Raw genomic sequence first — 26,300 nt, forward strand, 5'->3', positions numbered from 1 at the left:
TTTTACAGAACCCAAAGACAAAAAATCGCAACGGCTGTCGGAGCCAAAGCCGCGATCAGCAGGTTCAGTGGCTTAATTCCTCCTGGGAATTTGTGACTTAAAATAGAATATCCCGCAGCGTTCGGCGCGTTGGCAATGATCGTAAGACCGCCACCGGCGATGGCTCCCGCGACCAAAGCATATTTGCTCGAATCACTCAGCCCTTCGACTTGAGAACCCAAGTATGTCAAAGCCGCATTGTCCGTGATTGCGGTCAAACCAACTGCTCCTTTAAACAACAACAAATCTCCCATGCTGCCAAGAAGTGGGGCCAACCACCATTTTTGAAAGGCACCAAACTGAATGATACCTCCCAAGAACATCGAAACCAGAAGACTTTCTTTTAAACGTAAAGTGTCTTGATATCTCAACGTCACAGTCGCAACACCTAAGAACAACAAGAAGATTCCTAAGAAGGCATTTTGATGATGACCCGTAATTACAATGCCCGCTAAGAAAACCAAATGAATCAAAGTCACTGCCCAAGGGATTTCCGCTTGAGATCCTGCCAGGCGTTTTTCGACTTCTTTCAAAGTAATACAGTTTTGTGAAAACTCGCGACGGAAAATTAAAATCAAAGCCACGGTGTTAATCATAACAGCGATAGCACTTTTCCAACCAAACTGAGTCAGAACAAAAGTGAAATCCCAATTCCATTTATTCGCCACCATTAAAATCGGAGGTGCGGCAAACGGAGTTAAAGCTCCGCCAATAGAGACGTTGACGAACAACACGGCAATCAACGCGTAAATAAGTTTGTTCGTCTCTTTTTGCAGCATCGAGTTCAACATGAAGGCTGTGACCGTCATAGCGGCAGGTTCAGTGATAAAACTTCCTGACAAAGGACCCACAATCAAAACGACAAAAAGATCTGTAAGAACCGCAGGTGTTCTAAAAATTTTCTGAATCGCCGTGCTGATAAAAAGAATTCCCTGACGAGCCGCCGACAAGATTGGACGTGTCGAGCACACCACCATAATCGCAAAAATAAAGAAGGGCTCAACGAAATTAAGGGAGTTCTGATAGGCAATGGCCGAGTTCCAACCGTCTATAAAAATATAGAGAGTCATGAAAAGAGCGGCCCAGATCGCAAAAACAGCTTCGATTTCACCTAAAAGATGAAGGACATTGTTCCACAATGAGTCTTTAGGAAAATGGTAGGCCCATTGTAAAATTCGCCCGACCATAAATGTGTGAATGACGGCAAGACCAAAAAAAATCGTTCCAAGAAGTTCAACTGTTGTATAAGTCATACCTTAGATACTAAACAATTTAAAAGCGAGGTCCAAACAGAACCGAATGGATGCGTCGCATTTTGCTGCCTATCTTGTCATATTTTTTGATTTTAGTACGGCGAGTATTTCTTCACGCAATTCAAGAGTCTTCAGCCAACGCGCAGGAATTGCCGAGGCTCCATAATAAGCTCCACATAGGGCTCCAGCCACCGCACCACAAGAATCTGAATCGTCCCCGCGATTGATCACGGAAATCAAAGCGTCTTCCAAAGTGTTGTAGGTCATGAAAGCCCAAAGCCCCGCACACAACGTATCCACGCAGAATCCTGAAGTAGATAAATTATCCCAAGAAATTGTCGGGATCTTTTGAATTCTTTCTGCGATCAAAGGTGAAATCTTTTTCGCTTCGTTTAAAGCCACTTCATAAACACCAGCTTTAGAATACCCGTTCAGCACCGCTTTCAAAGCCGCAACCAGAACACGATCACTGTCGACACAGTTTTTATGTCCATGAGTCATCTTCGTTTGTGTTTCAATGATCTCAGCCAAAGAGAACGTCTGCCCGCCTTGATAAGTGCCCGTCGCATTGTCGTTCAGAAGACACAAAGGTGCCACTCTCATCAAAGAACCATTGCCTTGGAATTTTTCGTCAACGTAACCACAAAGACGCAAAGGCAAACCCGCTTTTAAATTGCGCAGACCACGAATTGTGGTTGTTCCAATATCAGGAGGACGACTGTCAAACCAGGCCAGCATTTCAGTTTTTAAAGTATCAAAAGAGATGCGCTCTGGACTTTCAATAGCGCGCAAAACACAAAGCATCAGATCTGTATCATCGGTCGCCTCACCGACTTTCCAGCGAAACTGACCGCCCCCAACAATTTCTGTGTGAAAATGCCATACAGATGAAGGCGGTAAAAATTCAAAAGGGGCTCCGAGAGAATCTCCCGCATGCAGCCCCCATAACATTCCTAAAACTTTTTCGTGAGAATACTTCATTGGCAGAGATTCATGTTGTCAGCAATAAAACGTCTCTGCTGAGCCAATTCTTGCGCGCTGAAAGCAAATTGATTCAAATCACAGTGATTATCGCGTACCAACTCCACCACGGTGTCTTTTTCGGGTGGCGTTAATCCCAACGACCAAATCAACTTGATCTTCAACCATTGCGCCAGGTACTGACACTGATAAGCTCTGTTCGGAGGCATATAGCCCTCTGGAGTCTTATCACTCTTTGAAGAGTTTTCTTTTCCATAGACCGCCAAAAGGTGGAAGTCATTGCCAAGGAAATTTCCATAAAGGCAGCGCTTTTCACGATTCCACTTATAAGCCCCGCTGATATACGCATTTTTCAAAGGCACAAAATGATCAATCTGAATGTCGGCCGCACTCGTATAATCTCTGGCGCCGTAAGGGTCTGCCCATTTTCCCGAAGAAACCGCGCAGCCATTGCTGCGGAAACTCACAGGCACTGAAGAATCGCGGATCAAAACTTTCGCCCGAGTGTTGTAGCAGTTGTCATCGCGATGATCATTCAACCAACCGCCGAAATGTTTTTGACGGTTGTAGGGTTCTGTTACGTCACCGTATTTTTCTTTGTGATAATCGAATTCAACCAAGGAGTATATTTTTGCGCTTATTTCGTAGAAGCTCTCTACATCGGACCACATCGAGTGGGCCATATCGACGGGATTTATCGAGTTTGTCGTGTCCTGAGACTTAACGACTTGCTCTTTCACCGTATAAAAATCATCGAACCGCGGATTTCCCAGAGTGTCTGTAGTAGCGGCGTTACCAACAGATACGACAAGCAACAGCATCATAAGAAACGATATCTTCATGAAGTCCCCAATCCATAGGAAGTTCTTGTTTTATTTAATTAGATTAGGCCTCGGCGCGGTTGGCAACGAGTAATTTGTTAGACTTCCGTTAGGTAATTAAATACAACAGTGATTATGTTACGTGCCGGTCGCTTCCGACATCGTCTTTTGGATGACGAATTTTTGAAAAATCAGGGTCCCGTTGCCTTTGAATGTTTGCAGAGTTTTTTGAAACTTTGGCAAACTCAGCGTATTGCCGATGTGGAGATGGCGGCACTTTATGTCCTGGTATTTTCGTTTTTACGCCGCCCCAAAGACTTTTTAGGTGGAGTTCACAATCAACCTCTTGATGCTTTTGCAGAAAAAAACGCAATCCATTCCCAAGAAGTTTTGGAGATTTTACGATCTTCTTTGCCACCGTCTTTGCGTGATGCCAAGTCGCTAGCGAGGCTGAATATTCCCACTCCTTTCGTGGAACACTTTTGTTCGCTAAGCTGGCGCTCAATCCCCCTTTCGGTGGGTCAATCTCTGTGCGCATGGAATTCAGGACGCTATCCTTTGCGTTTGCTCACAAGCATTCCCACTCCCGAAGACGTTTTAAATATGCAGGCCGAGGGACATCGTTGTATCAGCATGCTCATCGAGTAACAACAGATCTCTCATTTCGTTGAAGAAGGCCGCGATGTTTTAGGTTTTATCGTCCACGACTTGATTCACGCGGATCATTTTTTTGCCGATCCCGAGAAAGCCAAAGCACAAATCCATTTTTGCAAGAAGCTCCTTCTCATTCAGAAATTGCCCGAAATTCAAAAGATGTTGAACTGTGATCCTATTTTTAAGGGTGAGTTTCATTATTTGATGTCGGACATGAACTCGGTTCCCCTGCATCTTTTAAAAACTTTGAAAGCGATTTTACTCGGATATTACAAGCGCCGTGAAGGACTTGGAATGACTTCTTCCCTTTCATCTCAGACCGAAGCAGAGTTTTTGGATTTATTTGGGAAGGCATTGGCACCTTGGGAGTTTACTCCAGAAGCATTATTTGCGGCGCAACGTCTCAATACCGCCCTCTACAAAGGTCCCGCGGACGGAGAATTACTGCACCTGGCTCTATCTTTAAACTTCGGTGACGAAAGAACTTTTGTTTGCTAGTATATTAACATTATGTCGAACAAAAAAGACTGCCCTGCCCCCAACTCCAATATCTCCTGCCAAACTTGCGGCATGCGCTTCGACAGTTTGTTGTGCTCATCCCCTGATGTCTTGTTGATGATTGAAAAAGCTCGTGTGACTTGTCGCTTTAAAGCCGGCCAGGTGATTTTCTATGCCGGCAACGACCCCTTGGGAATTTTCACCATTCAATCGGGCCTGGTCAAATTGGAAGTTACTTCACAGGCCGGGGGCGCACACACGCTTCGTCTCGTAGGTGCTGGCGGCGCTTTGGGATATCGTTCATTATTTGCTAATGAGCCTTATCATGCTTCGGCCGTGGCCGTTGAAGACTGTGAACTGTGCTTTGTTCCTAAAGCAGAAATCATGAATATTTTTAAAACCCATCCCGAACTGGCGATGAAGCTTCTTTCGCATATCTCCAAAGACCTTCGCATGGCCGAGGAAAAGTGGATGGATCAAATGGACAAAGGTGCTTCAGAGCGCATTGCTGAGGCTCTTCTTTTTTTGCAAGACCATTTTTTACATCAGCAATGGACTCGTCGAGAAATTGCGCAGTGGGCTGGAACCACTCCTGAAACCGTGATCCGTACTCTTTCACAATTTGAAAAGGAAGGTCTGATCGACCAGACCGACGGCCGTAGTATTCGCATTCTTTCTAAAGACAAACTGCGCGAACGCGCCGAAGTTCGTTAATACAAGAAATAAATCATTGCGCAACAATGAGTTGCGCCCTTCTCCACCCTCCCGGTTGATTCTATTTAATTTTCCCTCGTATTCGTACCAGACATGATCGTCGTCATGGCAACTCCCTTGCGCCAACTTCATATTAGTGGCAAGGAGAGACGATGATAACCCCAAGCACTGTATCAAATTGCAACTACTGCGGGATTCAAACCCAAGGAGCCGCGTATTGCTGTCGAGCTTGCGAAATTTTAGATTCGCAAATTCGTGCATTGCCTGTTTTATCCGTCGCCCAAAACCCTTTCTCTCATTTAGATCAAAAAGAATTTCGCGATCTTTACCGTCATAAGAGCCACGAGGATTTTAACTTTCTATTTTTTGCAGAAGGTCTTCACTGTTCTTCTTGTGTGCATCTTTTAGAAAAGCTGCCACAGTTCTACGAACACATTGCCAGTGCCCGGGTGAATTTCGCTCAATCGACTGTGGCGATCCAAATCACGGACGAGGGCTCCTTGGCTCAAGCAGCTCACGTCATTCAAGAACTGGGATACAAACCGACACTTTTATCTCCCCAAGATAATATCGTAGAAAAATACAAAGAAGAAAATCGTGGGCACTTAAAGCGCATTGCTGTGGCAGGATTTTGTGCCGGGAACACAATGCTCTTTGTTATTCCCGTATATGCGGGACTTGCCGGCACTTGGGCGGAAGTTTTTAACCTTCTCAGCTTCCTGCTCTTTTTACCTATTCTGTTTTATAGTGCTGTGCCTTTCTATAAAGGCGCATGGAATTCCTTAAAATACCAGGTGATCAACGTGGACCTTCCTATCACCATTGCCATGCTCTCCGGTTTTGCACTTTCAACAGTGAATTTATTAAAGCACGAAGGAGCTATTTATTACGATAGCACTGCTAGCTTTATTTTCTTTATTCTATCGGCTCGCTATCTTTTAAAACGAGTCCAACAAAATTATCTCTCACCAACACGAGTGCAGTCCTTCTTTAAAACAGAGAAGTACTTCCGAGTGTCTGAGTCTGAAGAGAAAAGCATTCCCTGGTCTCATGCGCAGATCGGAGATCTGCTTAAAGTTCAGCGTCATCAAACTTTGCCATCGGACTGCATATTAGAATCTCCCCAAGGGACTTTGGATATGTCCCTTTTCAACGGCGAATCTATGCCAAAAACTTTTTCCCAAGGCATGAAGATCTTTGCTGGAACTAAAGTTTTAGATGAGTCTATCTTGGTTCGTGTGCAGGTTCCCTTTAGTGAAAGCAAATTGGGACAGCTTCTACAACAACTCGATCAAAGTGCTTTGCAAAAAAGTCATTTTGTAACTCTTTCTGACAAACTGGCGCAAAAACTGATAGTCACCGTCTTTGCCATCGCGCTGATATTCTTCTTTCTTTATATGAGTGTGAATCCGACAGAAGCGTTCAATCGCTCTTTGGCACTGATCGTTCTTGCCTGCCCTTGCGCATTGGCATTTGGCTCCCCTTTGACGTTGGGTTTAGCTCTTAAAAAAGCTCAGAAACTGGGAATTCTTCTTAAAGATGCCACAAGCCTTGAAAGAATTCTGAAAGTTAAAAACGTCTTCTTTGATAAAACAGGAACACTGACTGAGGGAAATTTGCAGATTTCCCATTCAGAGCCTGCGACGATCCCCCAGGACGTACAGAAAATTATCTTAAGTCTTGAAGCTTCTTCTTATCATCCCGTGGCCTTTGCTTTGCGCAAAGCTTGGACTTCATCAGAACTTCATATCGTGAGCAATGCCCAAGAAATTCTTGGTCGTGGCGTCAGTGGAAAAATTGACGGCCATCACTATGAAATTCGTCATTTGGCCGAAAGCACTCATGAAGTGGAGACTGGCATTGAAGTCTTGAAGAACGGCCAAAGTCTTTGTCGCATTTATTTCATCGATGCTCTTCGCAATGACTCTCGTTCCGCAGTGCAAAGACTGCAGCGTCAAGGCATTGACTGCTTTCTTCTTTCTGGCGACAAGAAGAGCCGCGCTCTGCAAGCCGCTGAAGCCTGTGGTATCGCGAAAGAAAATACTTTCGGCGAACTGTTTCCCGAAGATAAAAAAGCCATTCTTGAAAAACACTCTTTTACTTGCATGATCGGTGACGGCGCCAATGATTCTTTAAGTCTGCAAACAGCGGATGTGGGTATCGCCGTCAAAGGCAGTGTGGATCTCAGCCTGCAAAGTGCGGATGTTTATTTTATGCGCGGCGGTTTAAGTCCTCTTTTTGATTTATTGGATCTAGGGAAGCAAACACGTCATGTGCTTGTGCGCAACCTCACCATCTCTTTAGTTTACAACACTTTGGGTGGCACTTTAGCTCTTCTTGGATTTATCAATCCCATGATGGCAGCGATTCTTATGCCTTTAAGTTCTTTGGCCATCATCCTTTCATCACTGTGGGGGTTCCGATGAATATTCTAACCTTGATGATACCGATGGCTCTTTTATTAGGCGTAGGTTTTGTCGCCGCCTTTTTCTGGGCCACCTCCAAAGGTCAGTTTGATGACCTGGAAACTCCCGCGCACCGAATTTTGAATGATGATAACGAAAGGAAACACTCGTGAAAACAACCGGAAATCTCATCGAAAAAATTTATTACGATGACGATATCGTTAAAAAATTTGTCTTGGCGACCCTCATCTGGGCAGGTGCCGCATTTCTTTTTGGATTGCTGGCCGCCTTGCAACTGGCTTATTGGCCGCTTAATGCCAACTTAGAATGGATCACTTTTGGACGCTTAAGACCCTTACACACGAATGCTGCGATCTTCGCCTTTGCAGGGAACGCGATCTTTGCGGGGATTTATCATTCGTCTCAGCGCTTGCTGAAAACACGCATGTTCTCGGATCTGCTTTCAAGAATGCATTTCTGGGGATGGCAATTGATCATTCTGGCTGCGGCGATCACATTGCCTTTGGGTTACAGTCAATCCAAAGAGTACGCGGAACTTGAATGGCCTATTGATATCGCCATCACACTTATTTGGGTGATCTTTGCGATGAACTTTTTTATGACAATTCGTCAACGCCGCGAAAAACACATGTACGTGGCGATTTGGTTTTATATCGCAACGATCATCACTGTGGCAGTTCTTCATATCGTTAACTCTATTGAGATTCCCGTCACACTCTTTAAGTCGTACCCAGTCTATGCCGGAATCCAAGATGCTTTGGTGCAATGGTGGTATGGACACAACGCTGTGGCGTTCTTCCTCACAACTCCGTTTCTAGGATTGATGTATTATTATGTTCCCAAAGCAGCCAATCGACCTGTGTACTCTTACCGTCTTTCCATTGTGCACTTTTGGGCCCTGGTCTTTATCTATATCTGGGCCGGTCCCCATCACTTGTTGTACACGTCTCTTCCAGAGTGGGCACAAACTTTAGGAATGATTTTTTCCATCATGCTTTGGGCTCCGTCTTGGGGAGGCATGATCAATGGACTTTTGACTTTGAAAGGCTCTTGGCATTTACTCCGCACAGAACCTCTTATTAAATTCTTCGTCGGCGCTTTAACTTTTTATGGAATGTCGACTTTTGAAGGACCTCTTCTTTCCATCAAATCTGTTTCTGCCCTAGGACACTATACTGACTGGATTGTCGGACACGTTCACTCAGGAGCTTTGGGATGGAACGGCTTCTTAACTTTCGGGATGATTTATTATTTGGTTCCCCGCCTTTGGAAGACAGAGCTTTATTCTAAAAAACTTTTAGAGAATCACTTCTGGATCGGACTCACTGGTGTTCTTCTTTATTACATTTCCATGGTTGTTGCCGGAATCACTCAGGGCCTTATGTGGCTTGCCGTGGATGCTGATGGAAATCTGACTTATCCGGATTTTATCGAAACTGTGGTTCGCATCGTTCCACTTTATTGGGTTCGTGCATTGGGCGGATTCCTTTTTGTCGTCGGTTTTATTTTGATGTGTTACAACATCTTCAAAACAATTCAAGCCGCTCCAAAAACTGTGGAAGACGCTGGCGTTATGGTTGAGCGCACAGGCTTTGAAGAAGTGACTAAAGAAACTCATCGTAAACTTGAAGGCATGGGCCTTATTTTTTCTGTTCTTGCTTTCTTAGCGATTGCGGTTGGATCGGTGATCGAGATTTATCCGACTCTGTCTCTGCATAAATACGTGAACCCAAATAACATTGTTGATCCGTACAGTCCTCTGGAACTTGCAGGCCGCGATATTTATATTAAGGAAGGATGTTATGTCTGCCACTCGCAACAAATTCGTCCTATCGCCTCCGAAGTTTTGCGTTATGGAAACGCGTCCTCAGTTGAGGAATCCATGTACGACCGTCCCTTCCAATGGGGCTCTAAGCGCACAGGACCGGATCTTTCTCGTTTAGGAAAGAAATATCCGCACCTATGGCACTACAGCCACATGGTGGATCCTCGCGCGGTCACTCCAAAGAGCATTATGCCTAGCTATCCGTGGCTCGTGGAAAAAGACACAGACTTCTTGGTTTTGCGTAAGAAAATGTCGGTTATGAGTGAATTGGGTGTTCCATATCCTAATGACGTCATTGCCAATGCCGATATCCACGCGCAAAAACAAGCCCAAGAAATTGCCGCAGATCTCGAAGCCAATGGCGCTCCGAAAGGGCTTGCGAAAAAAGAAATCATTGCTTTGATCGCGTATCTACAATCTCTCGGTCAGAAAGGAAAAGTACAATGAAACAAGAAGGACTAAAATTTTTCACGGATACACATCTTACCGCCTTGGGACTTTTGATTTTCTTCGTGTTCTTTGTCGGCGTTCTTTTCTGGGTCTACCGAAAATCCAGTGCGACCTTGTATAGCAAGATGGAACAAATGCCTTTGAAAGACGGAGAATAAAATGAGCGACAACCAAAATAAGTTCCATGAATACGACGGCATTATCGAGCATGATAATCCACTTCCCACCTGGTGGTTGTGGAGTTTCTTGCTGACGATCATCTTTTCATTCCTCTACTTTATTCACTACTCCCTAGGCGGTGGTGGATTGACTTTAACCGAAGAGTTGAAAGTCGCCATGGCCGAGTTAGAAAAGACCAAAGCCAGCGCTGCAACATCTTCACCGATGGAAACTGAAGATTCCCTGCTTGCCGCCTTTTCCAAAGACGGTGTTGTGAACTCAGGGGCCGCTCAATTCACTTCCAAATGTGCTTCTTGTCACGGTCAAGAACTGCAAGGTCTTATCGGCCCTAATTTGACTGACAAGTACTGGCTTCATGGTAAAGCGACTCGCATGGATATCGTGAAAGTCATTCGCGATGGCGTTCCTGAAAAAGGAATGCCACCGTGGGGACCTGTCATGAAAAAAGATGAAATCTATGCTGTGGCCGCGTTTATTCTTTCTAAAAAAGGTTCCAACCCTCAAGGAGGCAAAGAACCCCAAGGAGAGGCGATCGAATGAGCTCCTTAGATTCCGGCAAACTGACAAGCGTCGATGAACATGGTGACCGCGTTGATATCATCCCGGCAGAGGTGCGGGGATTTTTCCGCCGCCATCGCTCATGGACTCAGTTGGTTTTGCTGGCGATTTTTTTGATTTTACCGTGGACCACTTTTCGCGGTTATCAAACGATTCTCCTCGACATTCCCCAAAGAGAGTTTGCTCTTTTTGGGGTTTTGTTTAAATCCCACGATGCTCCCCTTTTGTTTTTTATTTTTGGTACCTTGGCTTTGGGACTTGCCTTTGTCACTTCGATATGGGGACGCGTGTGGTGCGGCTGGGCCTGCCCGCAAACAGTTTTTATCGATTCCGTTTTCCGTCGTATTGAGCAATGGACCGAGGGCTCTTACATCAAACGCCGCGCTTTGCGCGACGGACCGATGACCTTTGAAAAATTCCGCAAAAAAACGTTGAAGTGGATTCTCTTCACGGCGGTCTCATCTTTAATCGCCCATAGTTTTATGGCGTACTTTATCGGTGCCAAGTCACTTCTGGCGATGATTCAGAATAAACCTTCCGAAAATTTCACTTATTTTGCGTTAGTGATGTTCTTTACTGCCGTGACTCTTTTTGACTTCGGTTGGTTCCGTGAACAGTTCTGTGTAATCATGTGCCCCTATGGACGTATCCAGTCCGTTCTTTTGGATCAAAAATCCTTGGCTGTCGTCTATGACGTACAAAGAGGTGAACCTCGCAAAGGCCAAGTGCCTCCAGGAAAAACCGCTGGAGATTGTGTCTCTTGCAATCGTTGCGTGCAAGTTTGTCCAACGGGAATCGATATCCGCAATGGCCTGCAAATGGAATGCATCGCTTGCACGGCTTGCATTGACGCTTGCGATGAAATCATGGAGAAAGTGAAAAAGCCCAAAGGACTTATTCGCTATGACACTTTGGATGGCAGCCCTATTTCTCTCTTAAAACCTCGCTCGGTCTTTTACATTGTGGCGATCACATGTTTGGTTTTAGGTTTGGGATACGCCGTTGCTACTCGAGAACCGGCGCACTTCACAATTCTGCGAGGAGCGGGTCTCCCTTATTCTTATGTGAAAAATGCCAATAACGAAGAAGTGATTCTCAATCAATTCAAAGTGCATATTCAGAATCAGGGAAAGACGAAAGCTCTTTATGAACTAAGTCTGCCACCAGAAATTCTGCAAAGTGGTGTTGAGTTGAGTGTTGCTGAAAATCCTTTGGCTCTGGATGCTAAAGAATCTCGCGAGTGGTATTTCTTTGTGCGTGTGAAACCGACTTTGTTTGATCAAAAAGGACAAATCAAAACGAAGCTCCGCATTCAGGACCTGAACAACAAGGATTTCAAATCTCAACGCGAACTTATTTTAGTGGGGCCGAAGTTATGAACCCTACGATCTTGCTGGTCCTCGGCATTCTTTCCTCAAGTTTTTTTGGAAGCTGGCATTGCGCCGGAATGTGCGGACCTATTGCAAGTCTGATGAGTACAAAGAAAAGTCTCTTATCTTATCACCTAGGACGTTTGATCTCTTACACAGCTCTGGGGCTCGCGTCGGGAGCCCTCGGGCAGTTTTTCCTCAATAATGATTTCGTGATTCTGCGCTGGGCTTCTGGTGGTCTCTTAGCGATGCTCTTACTTATTTCCGGATTCACTTTGATCTTTCCACCTTCTTCTGTGAAAAAATCAAACTCCCTTCGCCAACTTCTTTGGGATTCCATCAAAAAGGTCCAGGCCTTTCATATAGGGCGGTCGGGTTTTGTAGTCGGACTTCTCACAGTTTTTTTACCATGTGGATGGCTGTACACTTACGCGATGGCTGCTATTGCGACACGAAGTCCTTGGGCAGGCGCCCTGACACTCTTTCTATTTTGGTTGGGTGGTCTTCCCACTTTAAGTGCCGTGCCTCTGATGGTTCGAAAAACCATTCAATCCGCAGGACTTCGTCAGCAAAGAATCGCAGGTCTTGTTTTGGTAGTCTCTGGACTGTACTCCTTAGGGAGCTTTATGTTTTTGCATTGAATCTCTTCAACCTTTGTTGAAAAATGATTTTATGAAAAACATTTTAATTACATCAGCAGTTCTTTTTATTTTATCAACTCCAACTTTCGCGCAAGAGGCTTCTTCTGAAAAAAAAGAAACTCCAGCGACGCAAGAAACTTCAACTGAAACTCCAACAGCTCCCGCTCAAGAAGTTCCTTCAACGGAAAGTCGTGAATGGCCACGCAGTCTTTGGGGCGTCTATGGTGGTTTGGGTCTTCCCCATGTTCTTAACGGCGGTCTTGAGTACTTAGATCAATCTCGCACGTGGGCTGTTGCTGTTGATATCGGTGGATTTTCTTTCAAACCAAAAGACGAAGAAAACGACAAAGAAGAAGTAGCACTAGGAAGTTTTGCTATCGAAGGACGTTACCACCCGTTCACAAGTTCTTTCTATATTGCCGGTGCCGTAGGTGCCCAATCCGTCTCCGCAAAAAAGACGGCATCATACAGCGGCGAAACAGTCACTCCGGAAGTCAAAATAAACAATACTTTCGTGACTCCAAAAATCGGATGGTTCTGGCAATTTAATTCCGGCTTGAACTTCGGCGTCGAATTAGGTGCCCAGATTCCGCTTTCAAAAAAAGTGGACATCGAAGATGGTACAACAAATCCAATTGTGATCAACGATCCTGAATACATCAAAAATAAAAAGGATGTTGAAGATCTTGCGGAAAAGTTGGGCGAACAGGTTTTGCCTCACGCTCTGGTTCGCATCGGTTACGCTTTTTAATTAAACTAAAAACATATTCTTCAAAAAGGAGAGCTCCAAAAGCTCTCCTTTTTTTTCAAGTTTCAACTCTGCAATACTCCCCACCACCTTGGTTTACCAATCCTGTCATTGAACATCTAAACAAGCACACACGTCTCTTTTTCTTGTGCCTTCTATTTTCGGAGGATTAGCCTGAATTCAAAGGAACAACTATCCAACGAAGGAGACGTTTATGACATCGCGAATGAAGTATTTGGCCGGCATAGCTCTTGCGATTGCAGTTGCGGGATGCGCTGGTAAACCACCTCAATATCAAAATATTCCGACCACAGCCAATCCAACAACTGAGATCGAACGCACAGATCAAATGTTGAAAGAAGCCCAGGATCGGCAAGTCGATGTCCTCTCTCCTAAAAATTATGCTGATGCCGAAAAAGCTCTGCAAAAAGCCAAAAACAAAAGAGACAAAGGCAAATCCAACGAAGATATCTTGGAGCAAGTGGCCTATGCTCGCGGGTGGTTGAGTGAAGCCAGTGCGAAGTCGGAAATTGCTGAAACTTCGATGAAAGAAATCACGACAGCTCGCGCTGGAGCTTTGCGCGCCGGAGCCCCTGCTCTTTATCCAAAAGAATGGAAAAAAGCAGGTGATGAACTTGAAGACATCACTGTGGCCATTGAAAAAGGCAACCTCAGTCCCGCGGAGAAAAAAGGCAATGATCTGACGTCTCGCTATCGCGAACTGGAAGTGATGTCTGTCACAAAAGCCAATCTAGGAATTGCTGACGAAAATATTCGCGCAGCAAAAAAAGACAACGCCGATAAAAAAGCACCGAAAACTTACGATATGGCGACGATGAAATACAACAACGCGCAAAAATTGATTCAAGCAGATCCGCGCAATACAGAAGCCATTCGCCGAGCATCGGAAGACGCCACTCGCGAATCCGTTCACTTGGCTGAAGTGACTCGCAGAGTGAATGCCGGTAACACAGAAGATTTGGTTTTGATGGCGGAACGCCAACAACGCACGATTTCGAACTTGCGCAGCGAATACTCGTCGACAGAACAAGAGCTGCAACAATCGCAAGAACAATTGCAAGAAAAGTTAAGTGCCGCTGAAAAAGAAAAACAAGAACTGGCAAAAGCCCAAGCTTTGAATGCGAAAGCCACTGAACTTCGCAAACAATTTAAACCCAACGAGGCCGAAGTTTATACAGAGAATGGCAAACTGATGGTTCGCCTTAAAGCGCTTCAGTTCCCAAGCAATCAAGCGACTTTGGGACCAAAAAACCAAGCCATTCTTAAAAAAGTGGAAACAGCCTTGAGTGATATTGAACCTTCTCACATCACTGTTGAAGGCCATACGGATTCAACAGGCAGTGCTGAAAGAAACACAACATTGTCAGAGGAAAGAGCGAAAGCCGTCGGAGATTTCCTTGTTAAAAATGGAGCGGTGGCTGAAGAGCGCGTTGACGCCATCGGAATGGGACCTGATAAGCCAATCAGTGACAATAAAACACAACGTGGTCGCGCAGAAAATCGCCGTATTGATCTTGTGATCGAAACGGAATAGGAGGTGCCTTATGGCAACACACCTTCCCGGTCATAAATGGACAGAGTTAAAGCGGGAGCTCATGGAAAAATGGCATGAGCTCACCGAAACAGATCTCGAAAAAACTCGAGGCAATGCTCAGTCGATTGTTGATCTCTTAGAAAAAAAGGTGGGTATGGCCATTGAAGATGCCAGCGAGAAATTTGCAGAGATCGCATCTCATTACCATCTCTACGATGAACCGGAGGAAAAACCAGCAAAAATTTCCGAGGAGAAAAAAGAGAAGGTATTGGAACTCAAACCCAAAAAACCGGCAAACCGTGATCGGAAGCCAAAAGATGATTTTAGGGCTTAGAGTTAGTTAGGTCCTGCTCACCTCTAAAGAGTCCCGCCGTCAAGGCGGGATTCTTTTTGGCGAACCACGGGAACAAATGAGCAAGGCATAGAATTCACAATAACAGGCTGACCGTTCTTTTTATCTATCACTTCCAAAACGTCATACCCTAAATAATTTTGTCGCACAAAAATCATGCGCCCGTCTTCTTTAAGCTGCGCAAAAAGTTTATCCGGAAACTCTTTCGAGCCCGCTGTAAAAATCGCACGATCATAGGGAGCTTCTGCTTCGTAGCCTTCAAAACCGTCCCCGGCAAAGACCAACGCGTTCCCTACTGAAAATGTTTTCAAAGTTTCACGGGCACGTTCGGCCATTTCAGGGATCACTTCGACAGAAACCACTTTGCCCGCAGCCCCCACGATAAAAGCCATCAAGGCCGTATTCCACCCACTGCCCGTTCCCAACTCAAAAACTTTCTGACCTTCTTGCAACGCCAGAAGATCTAAAATCTTAAGAACAAAACTGGGTTGGGAAATGGTCGAAACAAACGGACCTTTGGAATACAGATGCAAGGCTTGATCCGAATAAGCTTCTTCGATGGTGTATTCAGGAATGAAAAGATGACGAGGATGATGGTAATAGGCTTCCACCACTTTCTCGGAGAGAGGAAGTGCTTTCTGCAGCACATACTTCTGATAGAGCTCTATTTGCGTAGCCATAATTAAGCTTGCAAGCTTTTCGCCCTAACGGCAAGCTTGTTTCATGACACTGACTCAACTTGAATACATTCTTGCTGTTGCGGATACAGGAAGCTTTAGCCAAGCCGCCCGCCAATGCCACGTCACTCAACCGACACTCAGTATGCAAATCCAAAAACTGGAAGAAGAGCTGGGAGTCACCATCTTTGACCGAACCAAACAACCGATCAAAGCGACCTCCGTAGGTGAGGAAGTTCTACAACAAGCACGTCTGGTTGTGAAAGGCTCCCAACACTTAAAGGAAATCGTCGACGATGCAAAAGGTTCCCTGAGAGGAGAACTTCGTATCGGAATTATTCCCACATTAGCTCCCTATCTTTTACCTTTGTTCCTAAAAAAGATGAAAGATGTTTATAAAAATCTTCACTTAACATTTGAAGAACTTCAGACGGAAACCATGGTGGAAAAAATCCGTTCTCACAATCTGGATCTAGGCATTGTGGTCACACCCATCGATGATCTGAATATCGCAAGCCATGTTTTATTTTATGAACCCTTTGTCGCTTACTTCGCAAAAAGTCACCCCTTGCTTAATAAAAAGAGCATCGATGAAAAGGATCTTTCCATTGACGATGTTCTGCTTCTGAACGAAGGCCACTGTTTCCGCGAACAAAGTCTTTCCCTATGCCGCAATAAAAAACAGATCGTGTCTAGCGACAAAACTTTCACTTTTGAAAGCGGCAGTCTTGAAACCTTGAAAAAACTCGTGGATCAAGGCGAGAACTTTACGCTTCTTCCTTGGCTGGCAACGTTTGATGTTCAAGACAAAAAACGCCTTCGTCCTTTTTCAGATCCTGTTCCGACTCGCGAAGTCAGCCTTATTCACGGACCACACTTTCAAAGAAAGGCTTTGTTAAAAGCTCTTATTGAAAACATAAAGAGAAACCTACCAGAAGGTCTAAGTGCCAATCGCGGTAAAAACCAATTAAAAGTGGACAATCCTCTCGGCCATCTCAAATAGTTTTCATTTATAGGTAAAAGACATATATAGATTTTACCTATAAGGCTCATAGAAAAAGAGAACTGTTCTTCCGCGCCCTCTCCTTTTATCCTATATGCAGGCAAGAGGAGGTATCTTTATGAGATCTACAACACATGCACCTAAAGAAATCAGTCGTGAATCCAGAAACCTAAGTTCAGTCAAATCTGAAGTCGCTGATACGGCGGCGGTCGTTGATACTTTGAAACAAACTTTGTCGGACGAATACATTCTTCAGTTAAAAACTCAAAACTGTCATTGGAATGTAGAAGGTCCTTTGTTCTTTTCTTTGCATAAACTTTTTGAAGAACAATATGGCCAGCTTGCGGAATTCGTAGACAGATCTGCAGAAGTCATTCGCGCTCTCAAAGCGCGCTCTCCCGGTTCTTTCAAAGAATTCAAAGAACTTTCTTCTTTACAGGAAGTTCCTGCAGAAAGATTGAATAGTAATCAAATCATTGAAATGCTCAGCCAAGACCATACAAACATGGCCATTGCCTTAAGACCTCGCCTGGAAACCGCCGAAGACGCGGAAGAAACCAGTGCGGTTGTTTTGTATGAAGACTTGATCAGCTTTCATGAAAAAGCAGCATGGATGATTCGCAGCCATAGATCCTAATTGTACTTTAAAGTTTTAGAAGGGATTTTTTATGGGCAGTGCGTGGATGGGATTATTAGCGGGTGTGATTACGGGTCTTTCTACTATGGTGGGAGCACTTCCCATTTTGAAGAAAGAAACTAAAGGATGGAATCCTTGGCGCAGCCTCAATCTCGATTTTGCCATCGGGATGATGCTGGCTGCCGCTGCTTTTAATCTTATCGGCCCTGCTTATTCTAGTTCGAAATCGGGGGCCTTTGGGGTTTCTCTTGCCCTGGTGCTCGGCGTGGTTTCAATTTACGGAATAAGTCATATTATTCACAGCTTTTCGCCCTCCGAATGGTCGTTACACCGCAGAGCTTGGCTCTTCGTCACGGCCATGATGTTGCACAATCTTCCCGAAGGTCTCGCATCGGGAGCTGCGCTGAGTGCCGACTCATTATCGCAAGCCAATGGATGGACCGTTGTGGGAGCTATCGTATTCCAGAATTTTCCTGAAGGACTCGCCACTGCGGCGGCTTTTCTCTCTATAGGACTTTCTCGCAAAGCAGCTCTCTACGGAGCCTGTATGACGGGTGTGATGGAAATTTTAGGCGGAGCTGCGGGAGGTATCTTTGCCTCCATAACATCGGCCACTCTTCCCTACATCTTGGCCTTCGCCGGTGGAGCGATGATCAGCGTGACGCTCGAAGAAATTTTCGCCAAACTGAAAGAGACGAAAATGCGTTATCTGATCCAACGCGAATTCCTTTTAGGCGCTTTCTCTGTGGTCTTTATGAATTGGATTATCACGTAGACACGAGGGTCCTTAGCATTTACGCTTAAGTCATGACATTGACATCATTACAGACTTTGGCACTTGCAGCATTGGTTGTTTATTTTGGACGTTTTCTAAAAAAGAAAATCCATTTTATCGACAAATACAATTTACCCTCGCCTGTTATTGGCGGATTCATCCTGGCTTTTGTTTTAGCCATCTTAAAGAGCAATGGCATTTTTGAAATTAAATTCACCAAAGCTTTTGAAGAGGCTTTGATGATCGCGTTCTTTACTTCCATTGGTTACTCCGCTTCTCTTAAACTTCTTAAAGAAGGTGGAAGAACCGTCATCTTCTTTTTACTCCTGACTGTGGGCGGACTGCTTTTACAAATCCTTGCAGGCATTGGGGCCGCAAAACTCATGGGCCTTAATCCCTTGATGGGAGTTCTGACTGGAGCTGTTTCACTCACAGGAGGGCCCGGCACAGCTCTCGCATTCGGTCCTCCTTTTGAAGCAGCCGGAGTTGAAGGAGCTTCTGCGATTGGACTGACCACAGCCATGGGTGGAATTCTTCTGGGCGGCTTGGTGGGAACTCCCCTGGCGACTTATTTGATTCATAAAAAGAAACTTAAAGATCACTCGCGTGCTTTGCCTTTAGAACATGAAGCGGTTCACTCTTTAAAATCTCGTCCGGGTAAAGATCTGCTTTATCACTTCTTGGGATTTGCTTTGATCATGGGGATCGGTACAACCTTAAGTGCTTGGATCAACGACCAAGGTATCACACTGCCCATTTATATTGGTTCGATGGTTATTGCAGCCTTCTTTAGAAATATCGAAGATGTGAAACCGGTCTTTAAACTTAATGCCGACTGGGTTGAAGAAATTGGCTCTGTGGCGCTGACACTTTTTATTGCGACGGCGATTATGTCTTTGCGATTAGATGAACTTAAAAACGCAGCCCTGCCGATTTTAATATTCTTAGGCATACAGGCTGTCCTTGTGATAATCACAGCTTTAGGCCCGGCATTCTGGGTCGCAGGACGTGATTATGAAGGAGCGATCATCAGCGCAGGTTACGTCGGCTTTATGATGGGAACATCTGCAAATGCCATGGCGAATATGTCATCGCTTTCGCAAAAATATGGACCGGCTCCGAAAGCTTTCTTAGTTGTTCCTCTGGTCGGTTCTTGTTTTATTGATTTTATCAACGCCGCGTTTGTGACGTTCTGTTTGAATTACTTTAGTTAGAAAGAAAAAAAGGCGCCCCGAATGCGCCTTTTTTTTTCTTTGACTACCAATTATTGCAATCATCATAGTCTTGAGTGTAGACCCTCTGCTCATAGTTTCCATCTCGATCAAAAATCAGCAAGTTGCCTTGGCCCGTGCCTTCTTTTGAATTATCTCTCAAGCTGATATGGTCGCCAAATCTCCCGACGAGCCAGCTATTAGAATAATCAATATGGTTGCGCCCCATGCACACAGATTGAAGCTCTCCCCCAGGATGATGGAAACCTAGAACGTAGCCACCACGAATATCAATGCCACGTTCGATATGAAACTTCCCGTAGCTCTCATATTTGAATGCTCCATCCCAACGTTGCTTAGTTCCCGGATAGGCCTTCACAGTATTAATGGTTCCATCAAGATTGTAGAAGAAATGACTGCCCGTCATTTCTCCTGCAGCATAGGTTGTTTTCAAATTAAAATCGACAAAGCAGGAAATTTTGATTTCTCGAGCATGCCCCGTGGAATGTAAACGAATGTAGTGCTCCATCTCCTTACTTTTCTCTGCAGGGCACGAAACGTTCTGAATCTGACCGTGAGGGCCACGAATAGGAATCTCAGGGCCGAGCACCGCACCTACCACATGGTTGTCGTCATAATAGTCAACGGCGTAACTTGATCCCCCGACGGCTCCTTTGGGTGAGCGCAGAAGAATGCTGTAACCATGAGCATCTGCATCTTGAAACCCGGCAACGCGAACAGCTTCGATGTATGTTTTCAATGTGGCTTTATTCATTTCTTGCGAGTGAACGAAGCCATTAAAGAAACGAAGCCCTGTTGAACTCGTAAACGAATTTTTCTCTAACAAGCCTTCACGATACATGAATTCATGAATCATCAAGGCCGCTTTATTTTCTTCGTCCAACTGGTTCCAAATATCTGCGTTTACAAAATAACGTTTACCCACACGTGGCTGTTGGAATTGAGCAACGACTTGAACGAATTCACAGTCTTTCGGCTTCACAGCCCATCCGACGTCAGGAATATCCGCAAAGTCATTCCCAGGAATCATGTGCGCTTCATGCTGCCAAGACAAAAGATACTCGCGGTAAAGCTTGGCTCTGTTAGGATTTACGCGCGCAATACGCTCAAGATAAGCATCCGCCAAAAGCATAAAGTTTCTGCCTTCAGCAGGCTCCAACTTCATGCCATAGACCTCTTTCGCTTCATAGAGATCCAAAACCTCATACGCCTTCTCTTTATTCGAAGGACAGTGGATGGTGACTCCGCCATTGCCTTTTTCATCTCCTCCCAAATAGGCCTCTGCCAAAACGGGAGAAACAAGGACGCTAAGAACGACGAAAGAAAGAAACGACCGGATTAACATAGAGTTTGATCTTTCTCGGGCTGAGTTAGTGGGAAAAATTGAATGTTCAGATTGTAAACGGCTGTCTGCTCACCCTCTTCAACCAGGATGCTAAACTTGCGGCGGAACTTCTTAATGAACTTCTTAGCTTCCGAAAGTTTAGCGGGATTGATCGCCATGGTGATGGACGAGAAATCTCTGACATCAGGCGGCGTAGATTGCAGCACTTCGATGGCTTTACGCAGGTCAGAAGTGTGAGCCTTAACCAAAGCCTGACTTGGAACGTCCGTTGTCGTTGAAAGGCTGGCCACCGCGCGGGCAATGGAGTTGCCCTTCTTTTTGATAAACCCAAGGTTCATCAGAAGCTGCAAACTCATTTCCACTTTTTCAGTAGGTAATGCCAAACGCTCCGCAATCCACGCAGGCTCAGATTGGAAGTTCTTCATGCGGAACAAATTTAGAATCGCGAAGTGCTCCCAATTCGTCAGAAGTTCTAGCTCTTGTTCTTGAAGTGTTTTCTGTACGGCAAATTTTCTCGAACGCGTGCTGATCATAGAGTAAATTTCATTGCGTTCTGCTGTGTCGAGTTCCAAACCCAACACTATTTTATTCGCATAAAATTCACTGAGCGGGCGCTTGCCATGCATCAGTTCGTTCAAGCAACCAGGAGAAATTCCTACCTTTTTTGCCAGCGAACGAAATGAAAATCGCGGATTCTTTTTTTGAATCTCTTCCAACTTGGATTTTAACAGGGTACCGAATTTATTAGACATATCCCCCCACTGGACAGAGGGATTTTTACAAGAATCGAGAAATTATCAAGATGAAATTAACTAAACAGTTCCTTTAATCGAAGAGGAGGAACATTGACACTATACGACAAGCTCAATTATCGCGCGAAATCCATGGTTTCCGGCCATAGCGCCGATAATATTCCTAAGGGATGTTATGTTCTTTCCTTGAGATCCAATAAGTTTCCCACGAAACTCCTGTGGAACCGTGACTCTATAAATAGTTGTTTTATCACCTGCTGAAAAAGTGACCTCTACTTCATAACAAGAAGTCATTTCTTGAATCACGCTTTGAAGAACTTCAGCCAGACGATTTCTAATATCATTATCTTGCACAACTGCTTCCGCTAACACACGAGCCTCCGATAACTCCATTGTGTAAGATAATTTCAAATTAGAGCAACACTCCATTACACAGTCTGGTCTACAATGTGTTCCACCAATATAACAGAAAACACTTACTGAACACTTTTCTTAAGACTCATCAAAAACACAAAACGGTTAACCGACACGAAAGATTCTCGTGTCCAGTTGGGTGGAGGTATGATGTTAAAAAAACTCAACACGTCTTTAATAGTTCTTTTACTGTGCGCCTGCCAAGCGCAGGACCCCGCCACGAAACCCGCTGTCACAGAGGGTTCTGAGTCCATCGAAGAAAAAGTGATCTATGGCACTGACAATCGAAAAGATCTTTATGAAGTGACGTCTTCTTTGCAAAGACGGCTGGCCGATTCAACAGTGGCCCTTATTAAGGCCAGTTCCCTTCAAGATAATGGAACAGTTTCGCGGATCATTTCCAAAACTTTTCGGGTAAGTTATGGCCTATGTTCCACTGAACGTTTCGGGGAACAGGAAAACGCGGCTTTCTGCTCTGGATCTTTGATTGCGCCCGATGTGATTGCGACTGCCGGGCACTGCATTCGCTCCGTGAGTGACTGTGATGCCACAAGATTTGTCTTCGGTTATGCTGTTAAAACCAAGGGCGTTCTGCCTCAAGAAGTTTCCACTTCCGAAGTCTACTCTTGTGCCGAGATCATCCACACCGAAGTTTTATCAAGTGGTTCTGACTTTGCTTTGATTCGCTTGGATCGTCCGGTCCCAAATCACGCTGTCTTATCCGTCAGAAAAAGAGGAGCGGTGAAAGTCGGCGATCCTCTGGTTGTCATAGGTCATCCTGTGGGTCTTCCCACCAAAGTTGCGGCGGGAGCGAAAGTTCGCAGCATTCAACCGGCGCAACACTTTGTCGCCAACTTAGATACCTATGGCGGAAACTCAGGCTCTGCTGTTTTCAATTCTAAAACCGGAGTCATCGAAGGAATTTTAGTTCGCGGGGACACTGACTTTGTGTACCAAGGTTCCTGCGCCGTTTCGAATCGCTGTAAAGATACAGAATGCCGCGGTGAAGATGTCACACGAATAACAAGAATTCTTCCGTATCTGTGAGTTTCATCAGGTTCAGTTCATAAATCTTCCCGAACTTTGGTTTTTAGGTTTTCAATACCTTCCACAACAAACCAATCCGAAGGAGGATTTATGAAAATGAACCGTATGGTCATGCTTGCAGCTGGCCTTTGTATGATGGCACCTGCTCTTTCTCAAGCTAGAACAGAAATTTTGAGCGAGAATACAGAACTCGGCATGACGTTCGTAGATTTGGCGAGCCGTCCACGCAATTTGGAAGACTGCCAAGGTCTTACTCTAGACGATCCACAAAAAGCGGCATTGAAACAAGCTAAATTTGAATACATGAAACAAAAGAACACTCTTGAGGCCACTGCGAAAAATGCATGGATTGATTACGCACACACATTGATGGACGCGGCTTCAACAAAGGATCAGGGCACAGCCGCTGGCGGCGTTGTGAAAGACGCAATGGGTGCCTCTGGCCAAGCTAAATTGGATTTCGAAATCAAAGTTTTCTATGACATCTTGAAACCAGAACAAAGAGAAACAGCTTTCAAATGTATCATGAAACACATGAAACAAAAGATGGCTGATAAGCTTAAAAGAGCTTGTTCAAAACTTCCTCCAGAAACTAAACCTTAGTTTCAACATAAAGCCACCCTTGCGGGTGGCTTTTTTATTTAAACGCGATAGCCTTCCTTCATGACGGAACAATCCAATTGGCACAAGCTCGGGAGCGTAGAAGCTCTTAAAAAAAAGCCCTTGCAACAACTTGAAATCAATCGAACCAAAATCGCTTTGATTTATCGCAATGGGAACTTCACGGCGATCTCGGGAGTTTGCAATCATGCAGGCGGTCCCTTGGGAGACGGTCGCATCGAAGGAGATTACGTCGTCTGTCCGTGGCACTACTATAAATTTCACACAGAAACCGGTAAAGGCGAGCCTGGTTTTGAAGACGACCGTGTTCCCAGCTATCCCGTTAAAATTGAAAATGATTTCGTATGGATTGATTTAACTGCGGGGACTTCACGACATAAACTTCACCACCCGCCTCATCCTCTCACGCGTCCTTTAGAAAGGGCCCCGGGGCCTTTACGGATCGTGGGTATTTCAACCACGGTGATGGACGTTAAAAATCCGCGCGTGTCGACGTCTGAACTTTTACTGGAAGAAGCTTTAAAGCACGGAGCTGAATGTGGTTATGAAACCCGCCTGCAAAAAATTCGGGAACTGCAATTTCGTCACTGTGAAGGTTTCTATTCAAAAAGTACTCACGCCTGCACTTGGCCTTGTTCGATCACGCAGATGGATGCGAACGATCAGCTCGATCGCATTTATGAAGATATTATTTATTGGGCGGATGTGATGTTGATCGCAACTCCCATTCGATGGGGTTCGGCAAGTTCCTTATATTATAAAATGGCAGAGCGCTTTAACTGCATTCAAAATCAAATCACTCTTCGTAACAATCAACTTATTCGCGACAAGGTGGCGGGATTTATTATCACCGGCGGACAAGACAATGTTCAATCCGTAGCCGGACACTTGATGGGATTTTTTTCGGAGCTGGGATTTCATCTTCCGCCTTTTCCTTTTATCGCGCATTCCTTGGGATGGAGTATGGAAAACATGGAACACAACGTTCGTTATGTTCAAAAAAGTCATGCGCTGGCGGAAGCGGCGAAGGAACTTCTGGATCGCTGCGTGGATTTATCGGGAGCATTGGTTGAAGCAAGCTCCCCTTATAAGATTCATCACCGCGCGGGTCGTAAGGCTTACGATGCCGAAAAACATCATGATAAATAATCCAACGAAACTGCCGGAGATGGTCCTCTGTTCATTGTTTGGACATACCTAAGGGCCTCTATTTTCTCTATAGAGGGTGCCAAGTTTGCATAACTCCCAACCGGAGGATTTTTCTATGTTTCGCCTATTCTTGCTCGTCCTTGGATTTGCCACTCTTTTTCAGGTGACTCATTCCTCTGAAGCCTCGGCTTGCCGCTGTATCGCAGATCCTTTTTCCAAACAGTACGTCTATTACACGAAGACCTGGTATGGGACAAAGCGCAAGTGGACCTGCGTTTATACCTGCCAAGACGCCCAACAACAGCAAGTGAAAATCACAGGCACCCATGAGGATTGGTATACAACCGACAAGGGCCTTGAAGGCATTTGCGACGGTCTTCATTACGTGAATCGCTACAACACCTTCAAGATGGATTTTGTGTGGCAATTTGAAGACGCTCGTTATTTTGACGCCTCTGATTCGACAGCCCCTGATTTGAAGAAATGGAATCAGGAAAAGTGCCGCTAAATTTTTAGAATTTTCTTCACTTCCACCCGGCCTCTGGTCGGGTTTGTTTTTGATCCTCGTCTTATTTTAAGATTCTTTGTTAGCCTTAAACTCTAAGGAGCTTCTAAGACTCAAGTCCGCTCTTCTTTGTACGACCTCATTGGCTGAACTTGCTAACAGAAAATCGCAATGCAAAAAATCCTACTGCTAATCGCTGTGAGTTTCACATGTCTAACTGCGTGCTCTCGTTTGGATATCGCTTTTAACTGGGCTGACACTTTTATCGCTTCTAAAGTTGATGACTACTTTGATATCTCTTCCAAACAAAGTGCCGCTTTGAAAAAATCCCTGCAACATGACTTTGATAAAATTAAAACCGCCGTACTGCCCGATTGGATTGATAATGCGAAAGATTTAGAGCAAGACATTTCCAAAGGAACTTTGAGTGAAGCCAAGATCAGCAGCGTCTTTTCCATGGTTATGAAAAATGTCGAGCAATTCACTGCGCACTTTACCGACACTGCAGTGGGTTTTATTGCGACAGCGGATTCCAAGCAGCTTGCGTATTTTTCCAAAGCCTTTCATGAGAAAAACAAAGAAGATTTAGAGAAGTTTCATAACACCAAAAAATATCAAAATGACTATAAAGAGAAGTACCACAAATACTTTAAAATGTTTTTGGGCTCTTTAACGGATTCGCAAAAAGCTTTGATCGAAAAGCATATCAGCGAATCACCTTTTCCCGTGGAATTGAAAGTTAAGAACAAGGAAGCCGTCTTTCAGAAGTTTTTAAAAGAAAGTGGATCCCTAGAAGGCATGAAGGCCTTTGTCCGTGATTTTTATGCGCATCCGGAGATCTATAACGACCCTCAATATCAAAAGGCTTTCAGTGAGTATCAGCGGAACTTGCAGCGCCTGATTGTGGACGTCCTGTTAAACATGACAGCCCAACAGAAGAAAGAGCTCTTAGAGAACTTACAGGAAAAGGTTTCTCAGTTAGAAAGAATTCGCAGCCGCTCTTAAACGTCTTATTTTAAGACACTGATTTTCTTAAGAAACCCCTGAGAATTCCGCCATTTTTGCCGAAAAGGACTGT

General features: G+C 44.8%; 30 protein-coding genes. 22 read left to right on the plus strand and 8 right to left on the minus strand.

Annotated features, from left to right (window positions below):
- Positions 1-2: 2 nt before the first annotated feature.
- The 3 genes from ACL934_RS13170 to ACL934_RS13180 all read right to left on the minus strand — a co-directional run bounded on the left by ACL934_RS13170 (position 3) and on the right by ACL934_RS13180 (position 3,115).
- Positions 3-1,292, minus strand: a complete 1,290-nt coding sequence (locus tag ACL934_RS13170) for a putative Na+/H+ antiporter (RefSeq protein WP_413612385.1) — start codon at positions 1,290-1,292, stop codon at positions 3-5.
- A gap of 69 nt (positions 1,293-1,361) precedes the next feature.
- The gene (locus ACL934_RS13175; protein WP_413612386.1) at positions 1,362-2,273 is read right to left on the minus strand and encodes an ADP-ribosylglycohydrolase family protein; all 912 of its coding nucleotides are present in this window, start codon (positions 2,271-2,273) and stop codon (positions 1,362-1,364) included.
- Positions 2,270-3,115 (minus strand): HNH endonuclease family protein, encoded by an 846-nt coding sequence (locus ACL934_RS13180; RefSeq protein WP_413612387.1) that lies wholly within the window; start codon positions 3,113-3,115, stop codon positions 2,270-2,272. Before ACL934_RS13180 ends, ACL934_RS13175 begins: the two co-directional genes overlap by 4 nt.
- 108 nt (positions 3,116-3,223) lie before the next feature.
- Here ACL934_RS13180 and ACL934_RS13185 point away from each other — a divergent pair, with 108 nt between their 5' ends.
- Positions 3,224-3,742: a hypothetical protein gene (locus tag ACL934_RS13185; protein WP_413612388.1), complete on the plus strand. Its 519-nt coding sequence runs from the start codon at positions 3,224-3,226 to the stop codon at positions 3,740-3,742.
- 39 nt (positions 3,743-3,781) lie between these two features.
- On the opposite strand, the gene ACL934_RS13190 is transcribed toward ACL934_RS13185, so the two are convergent.
- The gene (locus tag ACL934_RS13190; RefSeq protein WP_413612389.1) at positions 3,782-3,946 is read right to left on the minus strand and encodes a hypothetical protein; all 165 of its coding nucleotides are present in this window, start codon (positions 3,944-3,946) and stop codon (positions 3,782-3,784) included.
- Between the two features lie 15 nt (positions 3,947-3,961).
- On the opposite strand from ACL934_RS13190, the gene ACL934_RS13195 reads away from it, so the two are divergent.
- The 12 genes from ACL934_RS13195 (at position 3,962) to ACL934_RS13250 (ending at position 15,047) form a co-directional block, all read left to right on the plus strand.
- Complete coding sequence (locus ACL934_RS13195; RefSeq protein ID WP_413612390.1) at positions 3,962-4,246, plus strand: hypothetical protein; 285 nt, start codon at positions 3,962-3,964, stop codon at positions 4,244-4,246.
- 12 nt (positions 4,247-4,258) lie between these two features.
- Positions 4,259-4,960: a Crp/Fnr family transcriptional regulator gene (locus tag ACL934_RS13200; protein WP_413612391.1), complete on the plus strand. Its 702-nt coding sequence runs from the start codon at positions 4,259-4,261 to the stop codon at positions 4,958-4,960.
- 152 nt (positions 4,961-5,112) lie between these two features.
- Complete coding sequence (locus ACL934_RS13205) at positions 5,113-7,386, plus strand: heavy metal translocating P-type ATPase (protein ID WP_413612392.1); 2,274 nt, start codon at positions 5,113-5,115, stop codon at positions 7,384-7,386.
- Positions 7,383-7,538 (plus strand): cbb3-type cytochrome oxidase assembly protein CcoS, encoded by a 156-nt coding sequence (gene ccoS, locus ACL934_RS13210; protein WP_413612393.1) that lies wholly within the window; start codon positions 7,383-7,385, stop codon positions 7,536-7,538. The genes ACL934_RS13205 and ccoS overlap by 4 nt, the downstream gene beginning before the upstream one ends.
- Positions 7,535-9,658, plus strand: coding sequence for a cytochrome-c oxidase, cbb3-type subunit I (gene ccoN, locus ACL934_RS13215; RefSeq protein ID WP_413612394.1), 2,124 nt, complete (start codon positions 7,535-7,537; stop codon positions 9,656-9,658). The genes ccoS and ccoN overlap by 4 nt, the downstream gene beginning before the upstream one ends.
- Positions 9,655-9,819: a CcoQ/FixQ family Cbb3-type cytochrome c oxidase assembly chaperone gene (locus tag ACL934_RS13220; RefSeq protein WP_413612395.1), complete on the plus strand. Its 165-nt coding sequence runs from the start codon at positions 9,655-9,657 to the stop codon at positions 9,817-9,819. Before ccoN ends, ACL934_RS13220 begins: the two co-directional genes overlap by 4 nt.
- 1 nt (position 9,820) lies before the next feature.
- Positions 9,821-10,381, plus strand: a complete 561-nt coding sequence (locus tag ACL934_RS13225; RefSeq protein ID WP_413612396.1) for a cbb3-type cytochrome c oxidase N-terminal domain-containing protein — start codon at positions 9,821-9,823, stop codon at positions 10,379-10,381.
- Positions 10,378-11,778: a cytochrome c oxidase accessory protein CcoG gene (gene ccoG, locus ACL934_RS13230; RefSeq protein WP_374074127.1), complete on the plus strand. Its 1,401-nt coding sequence runs from the start codon at positions 10,378-10,380 to the stop codon at positions 11,776-11,778. The genes ACL934_RS13225 and ccoG overlap by 4 nt, the downstream gene beginning before the upstream one ends.
- Positions 11,775-12,410 (plus strand): sulfite exporter TauE/SafE family protein, encoded by a 636-nt coding sequence (locus ACL934_RS13235; RefSeq protein WP_413612397.1) that lies wholly within the window; start codon positions 11,775-11,777, stop codon positions 12,408-12,410. Before ccoG ends, ACL934_RS13235 begins: the two co-directional genes overlap by 4 nt.
- A gap of 31 nt (positions 12,411-12,441) precedes the next feature.
- On the plus strand, positions 12,442-13,161 hold the full coding sequence (locus tag ACL934_RS13240) for a hypothetical protein (RefSeq protein WP_413612398.1): 720 nt from the start codon (positions 12,442-12,444) through the stop codon (positions 13,159-13,161).
- 211 nt (positions 13,162-13,372) lie between these two features.
- Positions 13,373-14,713, plus strand: coding sequence for an OmpA family protein (locus ACL934_RS13245; protein ID WP_374074132.1), 1,341 nt, complete (start codon positions 13,373-13,375; stop codon positions 14,711-14,713).
- A gap of 10 nt (positions 14,714-14,723) precedes the next feature.
- Complete coding sequence (locus ACL934_RS13250; RefSeq protein ID WP_413612399.1) at positions 14,724-15,047, plus strand: transcriptional regulator; 324 nt, start codon at positions 14,724-14,726, stop codon at positions 15,045-15,047.
- A 23-nt stretch (positions 15,048-15,070) separates the two neighbouring features.
- Here the strand turns inward: ACL934_RS13250 and pcm are convergent, their stop codons facing one another.
- Complete coding sequence (gene pcm, locus ACL934_RS13255; RefSeq protein WP_413612400.1) at positions 15,071-15,745, minus strand: protein-L-isoaspartate O-methyltransferase; 675 nt, start codon at positions 15,743-15,745, stop codon at positions 15,071-15,073.
- Positions 15,746-15,788: 43 nt separating this feature from the next.
- On the opposite strand from pcm, the gene ACL934_RS13260 reads away from it, so the two are divergent.
- The 4 genes from ACL934_RS13260 to gltS all read left to right on the plus strand — a co-directional run bounded on the left by ACL934_RS13260 (position 15,789) and on the right by gltS (position 19,371).
- Complete coding sequence (locus ACL934_RS13260) at positions 15,789-16,745, plus strand: hydrogen peroxide-inducible genes activator (RefSeq protein WP_413612401.1); 957 nt, start codon at positions 15,789-15,791, stop codon at positions 16,743-16,745.
- Positions 16,746-16,863: 118 nt separating this feature from the next.
- The gene (locus ACL934_RS13265; RefSeq protein WP_374074141.1) at positions 16,864-17,382 is read left to right on the plus strand and encodes a Dps family protein; all 519 of its coding nucleotides are present in this window, start codon (positions 16,864-16,866) and stop codon (positions 17,380-17,382) included.
- A 31-nt stretch (positions 17,383-17,413) separates the two neighbouring features.
- The gene (locus ACL934_RS13270) at positions 17,414-18,157 is read left to right on the plus strand and encodes a ZIP family metal transporter (protein WP_374074143.1); all 744 of its coding nucleotides are present in this window, start codon (positions 17,414-17,416) and stop codon (positions 18,155-18,157) included.
- Between the two features lie 32 nt (positions 18,158-18,189).
- Entirely contained in the window at positions 18,190-19,371 is a 1,182-nt protein-coding gene (gene gltS, locus ACL934_RS13275) for a sodium/glutamate symporter (RefSeq protein ID WP_413612402.1), read from the plus strand.
- A gap of 43 nt (positions 19,372-19,414) precedes the next feature.
- On the opposite strand, the gene ACL934_RS13280 is transcribed toward gltS, so the two are convergent.
- The 3 genes from ACL934_RS13280 to ACL934_RS13290 all read right to left on the minus strand — a co-directional run bounded on the left by ACL934_RS13280 (position 19,415) and on the right by ACL934_RS13290 (position 21,858).
- Positions 19,415-20,734, minus strand: a complete 1,320-nt coding sequence (locus tag ACL934_RS13280) for a hypothetical protein (RefSeq protein WP_413612403.1) — start codon at positions 20,732-20,734, stop codon at positions 19,415-19,417.
- Positions 20,728-21,486: a DUF4423 domain-containing protein gene (locus ACL934_RS13285; RefSeq protein WP_413612404.1), complete on the minus strand. Its 759-nt coding sequence runs from the start codon at positions 21,484-21,486 to the stop codon at positions 20,728-20,730. The genes ACL934_RS13280 and ACL934_RS13285 overlap by 7 nt, the downstream gene beginning before the upstream one ends.
- Positions 21,487-21,585: 99 nt before the next feature.
- Positions 21,586-21,858, minus strand: coding sequence for a KH domain-containing protein (locus ACL934_RS13290; RefSeq protein WP_413612405.1), 273 nt, complete (start codon positions 21,856-21,858; stop codon positions 21,586-21,588).
- Positions 21,859-22,047: 189 nt separating this feature from the next.
- Here ACL934_RS13290 and ACL934_RS13295 point away from each other — a divergent pair, with 189 nt between their 5' ends.
- The 5 genes from ACL934_RS13295 (at position 22,048) to ACL934_RS13315 (ending at position 26,227) form a co-directional block, all read left to right on the plus strand.
- A complete protein-coding gene (locus ACL934_RS13295; protein ID WP_413612406.1) occupies positions 22,048-22,947 on the plus strand; it encodes a trypsin-like serine peptidase in 900 nt (299 codons plus the stop codon).
- A gap of 90 nt (positions 22,948-23,037) precedes the next feature.
- On the plus strand, positions 23,038-23,550 hold the full coding sequence (locus tag ACL934_RS13300; protein ID WP_413612407.1) for a hypothetical protein: 513 nt from the start codon (positions 23,038-23,040) through the stop codon (positions 23,548-23,550).
- 60 nt (positions 23,551-23,610) lie between these two features.
- Positions 23,611-24,717: a Rieske 2Fe-2S domain-containing protein gene (locus tag ACL934_RS13305; protein WP_413612408.1), complete on the plus strand. Its 1,107-nt coding sequence runs from the start codon at positions 23,611-23,613 to the stop codon at positions 24,715-24,717.
- Positions 24,718-24,832: 115 nt separating this feature from the next.
- The gene (locus ACL934_RS13310; protein WP_413612409.1) at positions 24,833-25,225 is read left to right on the plus strand and encodes a hypothetical protein; all 393 of its coding nucleotides are present in this window, start codon (positions 24,833-24,835) and stop codon (positions 25,223-25,225) included.
- 168 nt (positions 25,226-25,393) lie between these two features.
- Complete coding sequence (locus ACL934_RS13315) at positions 25,394-26,227, plus strand: DUF6279 family lipoprotein (RefSeq protein WP_413612410.1); 834 nt, start codon at positions 25,394-25,396, stop codon at positions 26,225-26,227.
- The last annotated feature ends 73 nt before the right edge of the window (positions 26,228-26,300 follow it).

The sequence above is a fragment of the Bdellovibrio sp. HCB-110 genome (assembly GCF_047323225.1).
GTDB lineage: Bacteria > Bdellovibrionota > Bdellovibrionia > Bdellovibrionales > Bdellovibrionaceae > Bdellovibrio.

What these genes read in the sequence shown, in the direction of transcription:
- ACL934_RS13170 (WP_413612385.1), bottom strand. Translation starts at nt 1,292, where the DNA reads ATGACTTATACAACAGTTGAACTTCTTGGAACGATTTTTTTTGGTCTT.
- ccoG (WP_374074127.1), top strand. Translation starts at nt 10,378, where the DNA reads ATGAGCTCCTTAGATTCCGGCAAACTGACAAGCGTCGATGAACATGGT.
- ACL934_RS13245 (WP_374074132.1), top strand. Translation starts at nt 13,373, where the DNA reads ATGACATCGCGAATGAAGTATTTGGCCGGCATAGCTCTTGCGATTGCA.
- ACL934_RS13235 (WP_413612397.1), top strand. Translation starts at nt 11,775, where the DNA reads ATGAACCCTACGATCTTGCTGGTCCTCGGCATTCTTTCCTCAAGTTTT.
- ACL934_RS13225 (WP_413612396.1), top strand. Translation starts at nt 9,821, where the DNA reads ATGAGCGACAACCAAAATAAGTTCCATGAATACGACGGCATTATCGAG.
- gltS (WP_413612402.1), top strand. Translation starts at nt 18,190, where the DNA reads ATGACATTGACATCATTACAGACTTTGGCACTTGCAGCATTGGTTGTT.
- ACL934_RS13220 (WP_413612395.1), top strand. Translation starts at nt 9,655, where the DNA reads ATGAAACAAGAAGGACTAAAATTTTTCACGGATACACATCTTACCGCC.
- pcm (WP_413612400.1), bottom strand. Translation starts at nt 15,745, where the DNA reads ATGGCTACGCAAATAGAGCTCTATCAGAAGTATGTGCTGCAGAAAGCA.
- ACL934_RS13200 (WP_413612391.1), top strand. Translation starts at nt 4,259, where the DNA reads ATGTCGAACAAAAAAGACTGCCCTGCCCCCAACTCCAATATCTCCTGC.
- ACL934_RS13190 (WP_413612389.1), bottom strand. Translation starts at nt 3,946, where the DNA reads ATGAAACTCACCCTTAAAAATAGGATCACAGTTCAACATCTTTTGAAT.
- ACL934_RS13180 (WP_413612387.1), bottom strand. Translation starts at nt 3,115, where the DNA reads ATGAAGATATCGTTTCTTATGATGCTGTTGCTTGTCGTATCTGTTGGT.
- ACL934_RS13265 (WP_374074141.1), top strand. Translation starts at nt 16,864, where the DNA reads ATGAGATCTACAACACATGCACCTAAAGAAATCAGTCGTGAATCCAGA.
- ccoS (WP_413612393.1), top strand. Translation starts at nt 7,383, where the DNA reads ATGAATATTCTAACCTTGATGATACCGATGGCTCTTTTATTAGGCGTA.
- ACL934_RS13260 (WP_413612401.1), top strand. Translation starts at nt 15,789, where the DNA reads ATGACACTGACTCAACTTGAATACATTCTTGCTGTTGCGGATACAGGA.
- ACL934_RS13240 (WP_413612398.1), top strand. Translation starts at nt 12,442, where the DNA reads ATGAAAAACATTTTAATTACATCAGCAGTTCTTTTTATTTTATCAACT.
- ACL934_RS13270 (WP_374074143.1), top strand. Translation starts at nt 17,414, where the DNA reads ATGGGCAGTGCGTGGATGGGATTATTAGCGGGTGTGATTACGGGTCTT.
- ACL934_RS13195 (WP_413612390.1), top strand. Translation starts at nt 3,962, where the DNA reads ATGAACTCGGTTCCCCTGCATCTTTTAAAAACTTTGAAAGCGATTTTA.
- ACL934_RS13305 (WP_413612408.1), top strand. Translation starts at nt 23,611, where the DNA reads ATGACGGAACAATCCAATTGGCACAAGCTCGGGAGCGTAGAAGCTCTT.
- ACL934_RS13300 (WP_413612407.1), top strand. Translation starts at nt 23,038, where the DNA reads ATGAAAATGAACCGTATGGTCATGCTTGCAGCTGGCCTTTGTATGATG.
- ACL934_RS13280 (WP_413612403.1), bottom strand. Translation starts at nt 20,734, where the DNA reads ATGTTAATCCGGTCGTTTCTTTCTTTCGTCGTTCTTAGCGTCCTTGTT.
- ACL934_RS13250 (WP_413612399.1), top strand. Translation starts at nt 14,724, where the DNA reads ATGGCAACACACCTTCCCGGTCATAAATGGACAGAGTTAAAGCGGGAG.
- ACL934_RS13285 (WP_413612404.1), bottom strand. Translation starts at nt 21,486, where the DNA reads ATGTCTAATAAATTCGGTACCCTGTTAAAATCCAAGTTGGAAGAGATT.
- ACL934_RS13205 (WP_413612392.1), top strand. Translation starts at nt 5,113, where the DNA reads ATGATAACCCCAAGCACTGTATCAAATTGCAACTACTGCGGGATTCAA.
- ACL934_RS13175 (WP_413612386.1), bottom strand. Translation starts at nt 2,273, where the DNA reads ATGAAGTATTCTCACGAAAAAGTTTTAGGAATGTTATGGGGGCTGCAT.
- ACL934_RS13315 (WP_413612410.1), top strand. Translation starts at nt 25,394, where the DNA reads ATGCAAAAAATCCTACTGCTAATCGCTGTGAGTTTCACATGTCTAACT.
- ACL934_RS13295 (WP_413612406.1), top strand. Translation starts at nt 22,048, where the DNA reads ATGATGTTAAAAAAACTCAACACGTCTTTAATAGTTCTTTTACTGTGC.
- ACL934_RS13310 (WP_413612409.1), top strand. Translation starts at nt 24,833, where the DNA reads ATGTTTCGCCTATTCTTGCTCGTCCTTGGATTTGCCACTCTTTTTCAG.